The sequence below is a fragment of the Corynebacterium pygosceleis genome, from assembly GCF_016595275.2.
GTDB classification, from domain to species: Bacteria; Actinomycetota; Actinomycetes; order Mycobacteriales; family Mycobacteriaceae; genus Corynebacterium; species Corynebacterium pygosceleis.
In genome coordinates, this window is sequence record NZ_JAENIQ020000003.1 from 187,589 (window position 1) to 202,499 (window position 14,911).

The following is a 14,911-nucleotide window of genomic DNA, read 5'->3' on the forward strand; positions in this document are numbered from 1 at the left end:
CTATGGGAAGTGCGAAAAAGAACCGCTATGTCGCGTTACTCGAGTGGGTTTTCGCTCGGTACTACTTCGAAGGGGCTACTGTTGTGCTCTGGAGTCGTGAAGATCTCGAAAAGGCTGCCGTGGAGTTGGGCATCGAGCTGCCTAAAAACCTAGGCGATCTTGTGTATTCCTTCCGGTATCGTTCCGAATTGCCTCAGTCGATCACGGAAAAAGCCCTCGATGGTTGCGAATGGGTGATCCGTGGAAAAGGGCACGGAAAATATGCTTTCGAAATGATCAAGGCGCAGGTGCGTATCAAACCGAACTCTTCACTCATGCGTACGAAGCTACCTGACTCAACTCCCGAGATTATCGCCGCGTCAGCTTTAGGAGATGAGCAAGCGCTTCTAGCGCTGGTCCGTTATAATCGACTAATCGATACATTCTTGGGTGTTACCGCTTATTCACTGCAGAATCACCTGCGTACAACTGCCACTGGAATTGGACAAGTTGAGGTCGATGAGATCTATGTCGCAGTCGATGCAGCGGGTCGCCAGTTTGTTATCCCTGTTCAAGCCAAGGGGGGCAAGGACGAGATTGGGATCACCCAAGCCGAACAGGATCTGGTTGTATGCGCGCAGAAATGGCCTAATATGATCACACGACCTGTTGCGGCTCAGTTTGCATCTGATGGGTTAATCGCTTTGTTTGAACTCGACCTTCAGGACGGCGAGATGCGTGTGCGCCACGAAGCTCACTACCAGCTGGTTCCTGCACAGAACATCTCATCCGAGGATCTGGCTATATATCGTCGTGACTATGTATAGGATATTTGTAGGTTAGTCCTCCAGTTGTGGTATTTTGACGAGTTCCGGAGATTTGTTGGCTACACCTTTCTTCGAAAATATGTCCCTCTTTTATGAGTAAAGGTGACAAATCGAAAGCGAATCGCTGGGTCTGTCACAGGGATAGGTGATACCCGAGGTGACGGGCTCGAAGATGCTGACTGCGAAGTGGCAGTATGCCCAGAACCAACCCAGACAGTGACGTTGTGATGCACCAAGCCTGCTATCGTGACCTCAGGAGTCACGGTGGAGCAGGTTACCCATGACCTTGAGGTCCATCCGATGACACCGGCCACGTGGCGGCACTGGGACCGCATCGATAAAGGCGAGTAGTCCGGAAACCACCGCCCTGAAGCCGGTAGCCTGGTGTGGGGCCAACCGATGGATCCACCTGATGGAGCAGGAAAACGAAGTATTGGGACGCTCTGCGACGTACTTATCCTGGGCGAACCTGCCGAGACAGGGCTCCACCCACTCGGGAGCGAGGTTAGTACCGACCGGATTCCGGTGGTGGCGACGTTGTCAGGTGGTTAAGCTGGCCGAGTCACTACCACGAACACTGACGTACCTGTCCAGAATCCGATCCAATGGGTGAAAGCTCACCGCGCCGACCCGTTGCTCGACGCCTACCGTGACGATCCGGAGTTCGACTACCGGTCCTCGGTCGACGAGACCTGAGTCGCCGGTCAGCCGATGGCCGAGACAGCAGCCGTGGCGGCTCTGCAAGGTCAACCGGTGGGGTCGGTGCTCGCGAATCCGTGGGCACGGAACCCACAAAACCCTTGGTCTGCCGGTCCATGACGACATCTTGCGGCGTTTGTTGACCGCGGACGTGCCGAAGAAGCGGGTGTGGATCACCGACACTTGACTACCAGGCCGCAGGACGAACGTGGTTCCTGTGGGCGGTTAACGACATGTTCTTGGGCCGGATTGTGGGCCATTCGATTACTCGATCAACCCGCGACTCAATGCCTGCCTCGCGGGCGGCGGCTTGGACAATGTCGCTATCAGGCAACGTGTCGAGGGCCAGACGGTAGCCGGTTGCGTCCTGCATTCAGACAGGGGCAATTCCGCTCGAAGAAATTACAGCACGCGATCAATCGTCACCACATGATCGGATCAAAGTTCTGAGGTCAGCGCGCCCAGGGAGGACGCCGCCATGAAGAGCTTGTTTGGCTGTTACGCAACAACGTATTTAGCCGGTACTGGCGAGGCACACGTGACGTGTCGTGGACCGTGGTCAACTACTGTCACACGTTCCTGCGGCGGACCCGGCTCTCTTTGGCCAGACCCAGTGGAAAAAGCGCTCGAAATAATATAAATATCATTGCAAGCAGGGTTGGGTTGATGGGGTGGAAATTAAGCATCGATTCAACTATTTGACTTAGCTGGAGACTTCGTGTAGGATTGCGACCAACTTTATAGTCTTGGAACCTATCAACATTCTTCGCGGAAACTCGTACATAACCTCCATACCGCAGATATGAAGTGGAGAAATTGGGGTGAGTGACGAACTTACCGTGTTAACACTAGCTGTAGAAGGGGAAGTCGCAGACCATACTTTTAGGTGACCGTCAATTTAGGGGCTTCTGTGGGAAAAAAATTTTTAAAAAATTTTCACAATATTAAATCTCTCGCTTCTGAAATTCTTTTAATAGAAGAGCGAAAAGCTGAGCTTAGGGAACCTCGATGGGTAGCTAATCTGGCTTCATTAAGGCCTTCTGTCAGCAATGCTTTTATCGTGTTTGGCTGTTTGGCCGCTGGTGCCTTTCTCAGTAATCGAGAGTGGTGGTTCGCTACTATTTGTTCTGTAATTATCGCTTTCGGCCTTATTTTAGATCATCTCCGCGAGAGCCGGGTCCAGGTCGTCTTTCAAAATCGGCAGGAAATCGAGAAAGAGGCCGTCAAAGATTTAGTTCATACAGTCATTGATACTTTACAGGGGACATGTGATGCTTTAACTGCCGGGGATAAAAAGTCGAGAGATAAAGCTCTTGCTGCTGCACGGAGAGCAATTCTCTCCACTGTCCGCCGTTCGATAGGGCCTGACACAGGGGTAAGGGTTAATTTTTTTGAAGTAGTACCAGGTTCACCCCCTAAACTTGAGGCCTCCTCTTATGGACATGAGGGTCGTCACAATCATCGTTCTGCAAGAGTATTTACGTTTAAAGACGAATCCTTCAAGCTTGCACTGCAATGTAATACAGGTAGGTTTGTGGAAGATGCATATTCTCAGGAGCTAACCTGTCCGCCCTCGTATCAGACCTTCGCAACGATGCCAGTCAGTTCAGAAAAATTCCTTTATGGAATGCTGACTATAGACTCTCCCAAAAAAGGTGATATTACCGACTTTGAGGCGAAGGATTTGCTAAACCTTTTTGCGTCCGAACTTGCTCTTACTTTTTCCTCCGAAGACTCCCGGGAAATGGCTCTCGAAATAGGTCACACTAGCCAAGATGAGTGATATAAGTCACGATATATCGTTCTTACGTTGTTGTTGGCATATAATCGTTTTAGGAACATTCCTACAGAAAGGGGATTTAGGGTGAGCCACAGTAAGGATAAATTAACTGATGCCCATAAGGTCCATCGAATTCGTCTTCTTCAGGAGGATCCAGATCGGTATTTCGAGAACAAGCGTCGAATCAACTTTGGCTTCGTCTCTTCTGGATCTGACCGGATAGGTAGGACTGCGCGAAAATAGAAAAAGAAAGATAGAAGAATGTCCCAGTACCCGTCGCGGGTACTGGGACATTCTTCTATGCTATTCTCTCTTGTTGATCTGGTGGCAACTCATCCCATTCCTACGCTTTTCCTGCGAGCGCTTTAGCGCCCTTAATGGTTACTTTTTAAAGGTGCCGACTCTAGCGCAGGTTAGACGGACTATTGTAGCTTGTTTTATGCTTCGGTGAGATTGCTGGTGGGTGGCACTCTGTGATCCCAGTTCTGGCAGCTGCCAGCTAAATTACTTTCATTTTGTATGGTAGTGGTGTCCTTTTTCCCACTCTCGACCTTGTTTTTTGCCGGTTGACGTATTTGGAAAAATGAAGAGTATTAAAGGTACTTTGTTCTACTCGCGTTTGGTCGGTAGTTTGGCGTATTGAGCGTACTCGTTCAGTGGAGACGGTCGGCGGTTTGATTTCTCGGTATGGGGGTCGCTTTCTTCGGGTAATTAATTTATCGTTCGAAGGTATTTTTATTGCTGGTTTGATCGACTTTTCTGGCGATGGCGACATCAGTATATGTCCGGTTTGCTGCATTGAAATACCATTTTAGGTGAAGACCCTTGGATTTTTGGTATTGGAATTGTCACATTTACCGCACCGCAGCACGGTGTATTTCTGGGGTATGGGGTCATACTCCGGCGCAGCTAGTGGCCGGACTAGGCGAGGGGATTGAAGCTTGCCGAACTTCGTGGTATTAATGCCTCTTGCCTGTCGGTTATTGCCATTCGGTAGGGAAAGTCGCTGTTCTCCTTGGAGGTCGTTGTACGACTGGGAAGCTTGACAGGATAGCCTTTGAGTTCGGCGTAGGCAGGGGGTTCACTGATCCGGCATCTCTGTGAGGCGTTATTAGTTTTTCTTGCTGCTGATTTCGTGATTGCCGAATCATTGGTTTTGACTAGTTGGGCTACTTTGTTATTTCGCTACGGGCCAACAGAGCTGCTCGGCGCTTGCTTTCGTTGCTTTTTGATCATTATAGATTGGTGAGATGTTTTATATTGTGAAATGGATTCTACTAACTCGTGTTTTGCTTTAGTAAGGTTAGGGGTACTTTATAGATCGGAAATGAGAAGTTTACCTACGGGAAATTCCTTAATATTGGTGGTTTTAAAAGTGTCTAATGGGAATGATAAAGTTTTACAAGTTAAGTTGCCCGTTTATTGGTTTGCTCATTTTTGCCATCGGGCAGAGGGGCTGTGGCAGGGTATATCTCGCGGTTCGTTTTTTCGGAATTGTTTTAATGAGTTCTGGATTATCCAGGTCCTGGAATGGTTGGCACCCTTGTCCAGGCTGTCAATACTGCGGTAGGGTCGTGTGGATTCGGGTGGGCTTGGCTACGTTCCTGTCTGATCGGCCGCTTCCTACAAGTTTATTGGCCGTGAATCGGTAGTGGCGGTCTGTTGATGTCTGTCAACAGCGAACGCGGATTGTTGCAGTATTTCCTGTGCTCAGTGTGGCAGGATGATTGCGCAGTGGCGTTTGGCGGAGAGTAGCTCGGCCGTCTTGCGCTTCATTCTTGTAGCTGGCTGCCGCAGGTATCCGGATGTCGGTGGCCCCACCATGCTGACAAGAAGGTCGCGCTTTTCTGTTAATTTATAGCCCACATAAGCGGAATTTTGCAGAATTGTTTCCTCAGGGCTCTGGACGTCGTGGTAGTGGCTATATGGGGGCCTTGGGTGAAGCCGAGAAAGTGCCGGTGGAGCACTGTGTTCGAGAGAGTTTTAATGCCTAGGCCGAACAGTAACCTGAAAACCGTGATGTAGAAGAACGGATTGACCAGCGCTTCGGTGGCTCGCGACGACTTGTAAAACCTCTTGAAAAATGTTCATATCGCATCCGTGGCAGTTTTGTGGACCGCCGTAGCAGGTCGGCAAAGCCAATTTCCCGGGGCGGGGCCGCTTCCTTCGCTAAAAACTGCTCAAGTCAAGTGCCGGGATTTGGCTAAGTCAAGGCGCTCCGCAATCGTTTGTTCGTAGGGCTGTGGTGAGGTCGTCCTCGACTAGTGAAAGGAGCTTCAATATTGGCGGAGTATCGTCGTCGTGATTAACCGCCTGGAGTGTGGATGAACGATTGGCGTTGATGTCGGTGATGATTGGTTACAGTCATCACACTGGGCGGTTTTGGAGTGCCTGGAGTTGTGGCCTATTACTTACCGCATCGGCAAGTCGGGAAATTAGCCGACCACGTACCCATGATTACGATACAGCGCGGTTAGTAGGTGCCAATGGAGTTGAGTTAGTCGACGACCATGAGTACCGTACCCAAGACCCGTATAGAGCGGAATACGTTTGGGAAAACGTATCTATTGTTGCGATATCGGCAGTCTTGTAAATCTTTTTGCCGGAGGTTGGCAGTGTACGTGCTTGGTTGGTGACTACGTCATTTCCCGTTCGATGATGATGTCGGAGGAGGCGGTTAGGACTGTGATGGTGTCTTTATTCGGAGCTAGTTCTTGACTCTTTGGTCCTGATGGCAGGTTCCCACGTTGCGAAGTGACTTCTAGTTCGGCCGCATCATTATAGTGGTCAGTGGTTGTCTCCGATTCTCTGTGTCAACACCATCCGGGTATGTGAATTACAGGGCAGATAGACCTTATTGGGATCGATGACCGTTCCTTACGAGCACGCAATAATCATGGCTACTGCGGCGACGAATGTGGTGACCCAAGATCACCGCAGATTCAGAGGTGAACGCCGAGGGGCTGCGGTGATGAGGTGTAAGTAGGCGGAGATGAATAACTTGTCGGATCGTGGGTGAAGGCCCCAAGGAAGTAGACGAACAGTAGGATCACGAGAATGCGAAGGTCGTGTCCCAGTTGTTTTGGTGATTCTCGGAATGGGGGGTCATAGCTATTACGGTTTCTTAGACAAGTTTTGGGTCCTGCAGGTCCAGATGGAAATGTGTCGGGCATCCGCGCTCGAGCACGGTTGTATTCTTCGAGTTATCATTTTATTACCAAAGTATACTGACTGAGTTCGATCTGGGGAGGGTGGGAATGTCATTTCCGGAGCATCTTCAGATATGGTTTTAGAACTGTCGTATCGGATCTGTAGCTGCACCTGAGATTGGGAACCGTCCAGCAACAGCCAGGCCGACCGCATCTCAGGAGCGGTATTCCGTGATCGGGTCGCCACCGTTTTGGGGACGACCGAAACGGACATGGACGAGATGGTGAGGGCGTGGCGGAGCTGGGCTGACCACCCGGATTCGTGTTTCACGATGACCCACGGCGAGATGATCGTGTTCCGCTGAACGAGCGGGATCTTCCGGTGATCCGTGACCGGGGGGTGGTGTGAGCGGATTCTCTTCTAGAGTTGATGGCGAACCTGATGGAGGAGAATCCCATGTCGTCCCCGCAAAAACCCGATGTCGAACTGCAGTCCGCGCCCGCACCTTTGTCGGCGTTGATCGAGGTGGAACCAGGTATCGGTGTGTTCTTCGGTGAAGATGTCCCCGATGATCTCGAGGTCATGCCTTTCGCGTTGCTCGATGAATCGACCGAACGTGAACTGACCGGGGAGTTGGCGACGGCGTTGACTCTCGGTGGTCTGGGGCTGCAGGTTCAGGAGTTGTCCGCTGGGGTCGTCCGTTTCGATTCCGCTACCCGCGCACTGCTGGAGACCGGCCACCTCATGGAGTCCGGTGGTAAGGCTCTGGGGGCGATCGTCAACGACAACGGCCGGATCATCGGACAGGCTAGATTTCTCGTCGAGACCGGACTGCAGGCGTCGGGCATGCTCACAGCTCTCGGTGCGCAGGCGCCACTGCTCGCCCTGCAGATCCAGCTGGCGTCGATTTCCGGCCGCCTGGACCGGAACATCGAACTGACGGACAGAGTTCTGGATGAGCTGCGTACCGAACAGATCGCTGAGCTCCGCAGCCTGAAGCAGGTCGTTGACGGTGCGGTGTCCGAGGCGCGGGCGGCAGGTGGTGTCAGTGACCACGTCTATGATCCGATCAGGTCCCGGCAGACGGATGTACGCAAACACCGGCATATTTTCCACGACCGCATGGACAAACACGTTCGGTCCTTGGACGCCTCACCCCCGGAACGTAGGGGGTACATCCGGGAAAACGCGCAGAGGATCCTCGAGGACATCAACGGGATGATCCTCGCGGAACAGACCTGGCTCGCGTCCAGAGTGCTCCGGGCCTGCACTATCCTTCACTCCGATCCGGAGCTGTCGGAGAATCGCAGCCTGTTCGATGAGATAGTCATGGTGACACGGAGGGAACACACCGTGACGATGGATCGGGTAGCGGACATTCTCGACGAGTGTGAACGTCAGTGCAGGCTCCTCGTACTGCTGCCTCCCGAGCGATCCCTGCCCCTGCCCGGAAAGCGGGGGAGATACGAGGAGACCGCCGCGCTGGTGGGAAGGTTGGCGGATCATGTCGCGCGTCTCCGTTTCGGAGACCACGTCGGCCCGCTACCGGTGCGCCCGGACATCGCCGTGTTCGAGCATGAGACACCGGGTGAGGTGCTCGGAATCCTCCGGTGGATACTGCCCGCGGGCGAAACGGTGATCGCACTCGCCGACGTGAATCTCCCGGGTGGATTCCGGACTTCCGCCGGATTCATGGTGGTGACCGTCTCCGGTCTTTTCCTGGCCTCGCGTGACAGTGTGCTGAGGAACGGTGTGGTGGACCAGCGGATTCCATTGGCGGACATCCGGTACGTCCGATTCCGGGAAAGGGAAACGGATGGACCGATGCTGGACATCATCACCCGGGACAGGAACATCGTGCTCACCTTCGGTAAATGGGCCGCCGGAGGCGGGAAGCTGGATGCCGCCCGCCGTCTGGCTGAACTGCTCATGGCCGCGATGAACGTTCCGGTGGAGGAACGCAGAACCGATCCCCGGCTCGAACTCACCCCGCCGGACAGGGAACCGGAAGAGGCCGGTGTACTCGCCCCCTTCTCCGGTGCGACTGGGGTGACAGATCCTGTGGACCCCGCTCCGTGAGGTGGTGGGGCAGCGTCTCCCGTGGACGGGTGCCTCGTGTGATCCCGCCCACCGGGGATCCGTGTAATACGGCATCATTCACCTGCGGTTCGATCATCCTTCTCACCGTGCCGGTGAATAGTTCTGTGAGGGGGTTGTCCTGCCATGGTTCCGCCAGTTACCTAAGGCAACGCGGCGTTGCGGACAGAGGACCGGAGGAGCATGATTCAGGTATGTCGTCCAACAAAACTGCGGAATTCGGTGCACCGACAGATGGTGTGGTGAAGCGTCCGCTCATAACGCTTCTGGGGCCGGCGTTCGTCGCCGCGGTCGCCTACGTCGATCCGGGCAATGTCGCGGCGAACATCTCCGCCGGGGCGACCTACGCCTATCTGCTCGTCTGGGTGCTCGTGTTGTCCAACGCGATGGCGGTGCTGATCCAGTACCAGAGCGCCAAGCTCGGTCTGGTCACGGGGAAATCCCTCCCTGAGCTGCTGGGGGACCGGCTCGGAAAGCGGCAGCGGCTGGCGTTCTGGGGACAGGCGGAGCTCGTCGCCGCCGCGACCGATCTCGCGGAGGTCGTCGGTGGGGCGATCGCGCTGAATCTCATGTTCGATCTGCCACTCGTCGTCGGCGGGGCCATCGTCGGCGCCATCTCCATGGGGCTGCTGCTGTTCCAGAACCCTGAACACCAGCGGCACTTCGAGTTCATCATCATCGGTCTGCTGCTCATCATCACGGTCGGGTTCCTGAGTGGTCTGGTCATCAGTCCGCCGTCCGCTACCGGGGTTCTCGGCGGTCTGGTGCCGCGTTTCGCGGACACCAACTCGGTTCTGCTGGCCGCCTCCATGCTGGGAGCCACCGTAATGCCGCACGCCATCTATCTGCATTCCAGCCTGGTCAACCACCGGTTCCCGAAACTCGGGCGGGATCTGCCGAGACTGCTGAAGGCCACGAAGCACGATGTGGTGTGGGCCCTGGTTCTCGCCGGAACTATCAACATCGCTCTCCTGCTGCTGGCGGCGTCGGCACTCGGTGGGGTTCCCGGAACCGACAGCATCGAGGGCGCGCACCACGCCATCGAACAGGCGCTGGGCCCGGTGATCGGTGCCATCTTCGCCATCGGGCTCCTCGCCTCCGGTCTGGCGTCGACCTCCGTCGGTGCCTACGCGGGTTCGGAGATCATGGCCGGTCTCCTGCACGTCCGGGTTCCGCTGGTCTTCCGCCGGGCGATCACTCTGATTCCCGCCCTGCTGATCCTCTGGCTCTACCCGGACCCGAGCTGGGCGCTGGTTCTCTCCCAGGTCGCGCTGTCCTTCGGTATCCCCTTCGCGATCATCCCATTGGCGCGGATGACCTCCGGGCGGGAGTTGATGGGGCAGTGGCGGGACAACGTGTGGGTGCGTTCGGCGATGGCCGCGATCTCGGTGGCTATCGTGGCCCTCAACTTCCTGCTCATCTACCTGACGTTCGTGCAGTAGACCGAGCCGGCATCACAGTGCGGGAGCGCCCTGCGGAAGTGACGTATCATCGGAGTTCCGCGGTCGGAGGTCAACCGGCCGCCACGTTGACCGGCCCGTCACGGGCCGACTGAAAACACAGGAGAAAACACACCATGTTCGGTGCCACCGTCACCTTCACCGTCCTCGCCGTCTGCACGGCTGTCGCCGGTTTCTTCACCTGGGAGCGCAACAAGGGGCTGTCGTTCCTTCTCGGGGGAGCGACGATCGTTCTTTCCTCGATCGCCCTGATCCTGGCCTTCGTCGGCGCGGTCGTCGGATTCTTCAAGTTCCTGCCGATCCTGCTCCTCCTCGTCGGCTGCTACATCCTCTACCGCCGACTCGGTTCCGCCCGCTAGTTTTTCGCGTGTCGGAGAGGGGGCCGTATCCCGGTACCGGGATACGGAGCCCTCTCCGTGTTCGTGTCAGTGTTTCTTCCTCCCGAACGGCAGGTTGTGGATCACACCGAGGACGATCGCGCCCCAGATGACGCCGATGACCATGGAGAAGAACGTGTTGACGATCCATGCCGCGGCGCCACCGATGCCGGACCAGCCGCGTACGGACTCCTCCAGGTGGTGCACGAACCCATAGGGTGCGTGGAGCCCGAACTCGTCGATGCCGACGAGGATGATGTGCCCGCCGACCCAGAGCATCGCGAAGGTGCCGATCACGGCGATGAGGTCCAGGGCCTTCGGCATGGCGGAGACCAGCGCCCGGCCGAACTTCTTCGAACGGCGGCTGGGGCGTTTCGCCAGCTTCAGCCCGACGTCGTCCATCTTGATCAGGACGGCCACCGCCCCGTAGACGAGGGCCGTGATGAACAGGGCGACGATGACGAGTACGGCGGTGCGGGTCCAGAACGGTTCGGTCGCGACCTCGTTGAGGGAGATCACCATGATCTCCGCGCTGAGAATGAGGTCCGTGGTGATCGCGCCCTTCACCAGGCGGTCCTCGGCGTCCGGACCGGATTCGCGGACCGGGGTGTCGTGGCCCCCACCGGAACCGGAGAACTTCTCCCACACCTTCTCCGCGCCCTCGTAGCAGAGGTAGGTGCCGCCGAGCATCAGGATGGGGGTGAGCACCCAGGGGGCCACCGCGCTGAGCAGCAGTGCCAGCGGAAGGATGATGACGAGTTTGTTGAACAGCGATCCCTTGGTGATCCGCCAGATGATGGGCAGTTCCCTCGCCGGCCGCACCCCCTGGACGAAGCGCGGGGTCACCGCGGCATCGTCGACGACGACACCCGCCGCCTTCGCGCTGGTGCGGCCGGCCGCGGCCGCGACGTCGTCGACACTGGCCGCGGCCGTCCGGGCGATGAGGGCCACATCGTCGAGGAGGGCCGCCAGTCCGCCGGCCATCAGAGGACCCGCGGTCGGTCAGTCAGTTGTGCATGCATGGGCACAGTATTACTGATGCACGCCGCCACCGGCGAATGCGTCAGGTCCACAGCAGTGCCTTGACCGTCCGTCGCTGATCCATCGCTGCGTACGCGTCGGACACCTCGTCCAGCGGGTAGTGGTCCGTGAACACCGCGCCGGGATCGATCTCCCGGTTCCACACGAGGGGCAGGAGCTCGTCGAGGTAGGCCCGTACCGGCGCGACCCCGCCCCGGATCCCCTTGTTCCTCCAGAACAGTCGCTCCGCCTCGAGCCCTCCGTGCGGCAGTCCGACCAGCCCGACCATCCCACCGGGCCGGACGGCGTCGACGGCCTGGCGGCGTGCCCCCTCGGAGCCGACGCACTCGAGTGCACGGTCGGCGCCGATGCCGTCGGTGAGGGCCCTGACCGCCGCCACACCCCCGTCACCGCGCTCGGCGATGATGTCGGTCGCACCGAAGCGACGGGCGAGTTCCTGCCGGTCGGCGTGCCGGGACATCGCGATGATGCGTCCCGCCCCGAGCTGTTTCGCGGCGATGACGCCGCACAGTCCCACCGCACCGTCACCGACGACCACCACCGAATCCCCGGCACCGACACCCGCGGAGACCGCGGCGTGCCACCCGGTGCACATCACGTCGGACAGCGTCAGCAGCGAGGGGATGAGATCGCGGTCCGGAGCCCCCGGTGTCGCCACGAGGGTGCCGTCCGCCAGCGGTACCCGGATCAGCTCGGCCTGGCAGCCGTCGTATCCGCCGCCCCGGGGACAGTTGGCGTGCATGCCGGCGCGACAGGTCGGGCAGTCGTTACACGAGTAGAGGAACCCACCCACGACGAAGTCGCCGGGGGAGACCGTGGACACGGCTGCGCCGACCTCCTCGACGATCCCGACGTACTCGTGGCCGATGGGGTTCGGTTCCGGGATGTCGTTGTCGCCACGGTACGGCCAGAGGTCGGACCCGCAGACACAGGTGGCGACCGTGCGGATGATGGCGTCGGTCGGTTCCACGATGGTCGGGTCGGTGCGGGTCTCGAGACGGATGTCACCGGGGGCGTGGATCATGGTTGCCTTCATGGCACGCCATGGTACGTGTCGGGCACCCGGCTACCGCAGTGTGGCCTCGGTGCCGAGGACGACCCCCGCCATGATGAGCGCCAGTCCTCCGACCGCGAGAAACATGACGACGAAGAAGAAGGGGTCGACGGTCGGGGGCCTGCGGACGTCACCGCTGCCGTGTCTCGTGATGAACAGATCGACCCGCTGGCCGACCTGTTCCCGTGCGAAGGAGGTGTGGTGCGGGTCGATCCACTGGTGGAGACCGCCGTCGGGGCCCGTGAAGGTGATCACCGCACACCGGAACGGATCATCGGCGGGCGCGCCGGGACGCGGGATCGCGTCGATGACGGTGCCCTCGGTCCGGTACCAGCTCCGTCGCACCCGCACGCGGCGGAAGACGAGGCCTGCGGCGACGACGATTCCGGACAGCCCGGTACCGAGGAGTACCGCTGCGTCGAGAAGTCCACTGGCCATGTCTGAAGAACCTACCCTCGCGGAGTGTTCGACGGTACCGTCGGAATTGCACAAATGGAGATCCGCTGTGGCGCCACCCCGTCCACCCGATCTCCTCCCGAAGACCTGACACCCGGGGGGTTGGAGACATGAACACACACGTGAACAAACTCGTCATCGTCGGACTGGGACACGTCGGCTCCTGTGTCCTCGCGGACGCGGTCGCGTCCGGGCTCTACGGCGAGATCGCGCTCATCGACACCGCCGACGGCGTCGCCGTCGGTGAGGCGCTGGACCAGCATCACGCGACCGCACTGGATACGCGGGTCAACGTCACTGTTCACGCCGGTGACTACGACGACTGCGCGGACGCCGACATCGTCATCATCGCCGCCGGTCCCTCGATCATCCCCTCGGAGGAGGAGAAGGCCCCGGACCGGGCCGCGTTGGCGAGGACGAATGCGGCGGTGATCCGTCAGGTGATGGGGGACATCGCCGCGGTGACGCACGACCCCGTCGTCATCGTGATCACCAACCCCTGCGACACGATGACCCATGTCGCGGCGACGGAGTTCGGGTTCCCCCGTGGCCGGGTGTTCGGTACCGGGACGATGCTGGATTCGGCACGGATGCGCCGGCTCATCGCCGACCGCCACGGCATCGACCCGGGTTCCGTGCACGGGCTGATGGTCGGGGAACACGGCCTGTCCGCCGTCCCGGCGTTGAGTCTGGTCTCTGTGGCGGGTGTGCCGAACGCCGGGCTCGGGGACGCGTTCGGTGGTGTCCCCTATGAACTGGGGGAGCTCGCGGAGGACGTGGTTCAGTCGGCCTACGACGTGCTCAACGCCAAAGGTTGGACCAGCGCCGGTGTCGCGCAGTCGGCGATCGTGTTGGCCCGGGCCGCCCTCCTCGACGAACGCGCGGTGTACCCCACCTCCGGTCCGTTGGAGGGTGAATACGGGTTGAGCGGTGTGTCGCTCTCCCTCCCGTGTGTCATCGGCCGGGGCGGTGTGCGGCGTCGGGTGACCCCACCGCTCGACGCCACGGAACGGGAACTGCTCGGGGTTTCGGCGTCGGCGGTACGCCGTGCGATGGCCGACGCCGGTGCGGGGCCCCGGTGATCAGTCCGCACCGACCCCGGTGACCGTGATCGTGCTGATCCGGTCCGAACCGCAGGTCGACTGGCTCACCGGGATGGTGAGCCACCCGGTGTCGTTGGGCGGGTAGATCTTCATGTGCTGGGCCCGCTCGGTCGGTTCGCAGGCTTCGGGATTGTAGGCGTGGGGTTGACTGAATCTCGTGGAGAAGGTCGCCGATGAACCGGTGTCGAGTCTGGTGGGGTGGCCTTTGGCCCCGATCTCCCGGTCGGCCGCCGCGCCCACCTGGTTTCCCGCGGCGTCGATGAGGGACACCCCCGGGTAGCCGGACAGGGTGCACGGACTTCCGTTGTTGGTCAGCCGGACGGTGTAGAAGGTGTGCCCGGCCCCGGCGTTGGTCGAATCGACCGCCGCGGTGAGCTGTGCGGCGGGACACGGGGCGGAGAGGTCGGGGGGTGTGGACCGGTCGGTGGGGCTGTTCCCGTCCCCGGTGCCGTCCTCCACCCCCGCACTCCCGGCCAGGGTGACCTCGGACCGGTTGTGGTCGGTGCAGCCGGTGAGGAGGATGGCGCCGATGACCAGGGACGTGAATGCTGTCGCCGCTCCGGTCCGGCTGATCCGGGATTCCGGCGCACCCGGCAGATCGTGGACGGTGCCACCGCTTCCGGTGTGACTGGTGTGACTGCTCATCTTCTCAGGATAGTCCGAATCCCCGTGGGCCCGGAATGCGGCACCCGTACGGGCGTCGGTGGATGCGGGGAGACCCGACCGCCCCTCGCGTCCGTCGGGGACGATCTGTATCATTGGCCCGGTCCCACGGGTGTCCGAGCGTGAATCGGGCTGAGACGTCGGTTGACCGCGAGGTGTGCACCACGCGGCGCACCGGTGACCGTAACAACCTGATCCGGGTAATGCCGGCGCTAGGGAGATGAG

At 59.0% G+C, this 14,911-nt stretch carries 10 protein-coding genes; 6 read left to right on the top strand and 4 right to left on the bottom strand.

Translation table 11 applies throughout. The features are described 5' to 3' along the window. Nucleotides 1-2: 2 nt before the first annotated feature. The 5 genes from JIM94_RS07380 to JIM94_RS07400 all read left to right on the top strand — a co-directional run bounded on the left by JIM94_RS07380 (nt 3) and on the right by JIM94_RS07400 (nt 10,351). Complete coding sequence (locus JIM94_RS07380) at nt 3-806, top strand: hypothetical protein (protein ID WP_200251255.1); 804 nt, start codon at nt 3-5, stop codon at nt 804-806. Between the two features lie 1,585 nt (nt 807-2,391). After that, a complete protein-coding gene (locus tag JIM94_RS07385; RefSeq protein ID WP_200251256.1) occupies nt 2,392-3,288 on the top strand; it encodes a hypothetical protein in 897 nt (298 codons plus the stop codon). Between the two features lie 3,603 nt (nt 3,289-6,891). After that, nucleotides 6,892-8,514: a hypothetical protein gene (locus tag JIM94_RS07390; protein WP_200251257.1), complete on the top strand. Its 1,623-nt coding sequence runs from the start codon at nt 6,892-6,894 to the stop codon at nt 8,512-8,514. Nucleotides 8,515-8,726: 212 nt separating this feature from the next. Next, nucleotides 8,727-9,974 (top strand): Nramp family divalent metal transporter, encoded by a 1,248-nt coding sequence (locus JIM94_RS07395; protein WP_200251264.1) that lies wholly within the window; start codon nt 8,727-8,729, stop codon nt 9,972-9,974. A 134-nt stretch (nt 9,975-10,108) separates the two neighbouring features. Beyond that, nucleotides 10,109-10,351, top strand: a complete 243-nt coding sequence (locus JIM94_RS07400; protein ID WP_200251267.1) for a hypothetical protein — start codon at nt 10,109-10,111, stop codon at nt 10,349-10,351. A gap of 66 nt (nt 10,352-10,417) precedes the next feature. Here the strand turns inward: JIM94_RS07400 and JIM94_RS07405 are convergent, their stop codons facing one another. From JIM94_RS07405 to JIM94_RS07415, 3 genes are all read right to left on the bottom strand, one after another. Next, a complete protein-coding gene (locus JIM94_RS07405; protein ID WP_200251270.1) occupies nt 10,418-11,353 on the bottom strand; it encodes a DUF808 domain-containing protein in 936 nt (311 codons plus the stop codon). Nucleotides 11,354-11,432: 79 nt separating this feature from the next. Further along, nucleotides 11,433-12,446, bottom strand: a complete 1,014-nt coding sequence (locus JIM94_RS07410) for a zinc-dependent alcohol dehydrogenase family protein (protein ID WP_200251273.1) — start codon at nt 12,444-12,446, stop codon at nt 11,433-11,435. 30 nt (nt 12,447-12,476) lie between these two features. Then, on the bottom strand, nt 12,477-12,902 hold the full coding sequence (locus tag JIM94_RS07415) for a DUF3592 domain-containing protein (RefSeq protein WP_200251275.1): 426 nt from the start codon (nt 12,900-12,902) through the stop codon (nt 12,477-12,479). 128 nt (nt 12,903-13,030) lie between these two features. On the opposite strand from JIM94_RS07415, the gene JIM94_RS07420 reads away from it, so the two are divergent. Continuing rightward, the gene (locus JIM94_RS07420; RefSeq protein ID WP_200251277.1) at nt 13,031-14,002 is read left to right on the top strand and encodes a lactate/malate family dehydrogenase; all 972 of its coding nucleotides are present in this window, start codon (nt 13,031-13,033) and stop codon (nt 14,000-14,002) included. Here the strand turns inward: JIM94_RS07420 and JIM94_RS07425 are convergent, their stop codons facing one another. After that, complete coding sequence (locus tag JIM94_RS07425; RefSeq protein WP_200251279.1) at nt 14,003-14,782, bottom strand: DUF4232 domain-containing protein; 780 nt, start codon at nt 14,780-14,782, stop codon at nt 14,003-14,005. Between the last annotated feature and the right edge of the window lie 129 nt (nt 14,783-14,911).

What these genes read in the sequence shown, in the direction of transcription:
- JIM94_RS07410 (WP_200251273.1), bottom strand. Translation starts at nt 12,446, where the DNA reads ATGAAGGCAACCATGATCCACGCCCCCGGTGACATCCGTCTCGAGACC.
- JIM94_RS07405 (WP_200251270.1), bottom strand. Translation starts at nt 11,353, where the DNA reads ATGGCCGGCGGACTGGCGGCCCTCCTCGACGATGTGGCCCTCATCGCC.
- JIM94_RS07400 (WP_200251267.1), top strand. Translation starts at nt 10,109, where the DNA reads ATGTTCGGTGCCACCGTCACCTTCACCGTCCTCGCCGTCTGCACGGCT.
- JIM94_RS07420 (WP_200251277.1), top strand. Translation starts at nt 13,031, where the DNA reads ATGAACACACACGTGAACAAACTCGTCATCGTCGGACTGGGACACGTC.
- JIM94_RS07380 (WP_200251255.1), top strand. Translation starts at nt 3, where the DNA reads ATGGGAAGTGCGAAAAAGAACCGCTATGTCGCGTTACTCGAGTGGGTT.
- JIM94_RS07425 (WP_200251279.1), bottom strand. Translation starts at nt 14,782, where the DNA reads ATGATACAGATCGTCCCCGACGGACGCGAGGGGCGGTCGGGTCTCCCC.
- JIM94_RS07395 (WP_200251264.1), top strand. Translation starts at nt 8,727, where the DNA reads ATGTCGTCCAACAAAACTGCGGAATTCGGTGCACCGACAGATGGTGTG.
- JIM94_RS07415 (WP_200251275.1), bottom strand. Translation starts at nt 12,902, where the DNA reads ATGGCCAGTGGACTTCTCGACGCAGCGGTACTCCTCGGTACCGGGCTG.
- JIM94_RS07390 (WP_200251257.1), top strand. Translation starts at nt 6,892, where the DNA reads ATGTCGTCCCCGCAAAAACCCGATGTCGAACTGCAGTCCGCGCCCGCA.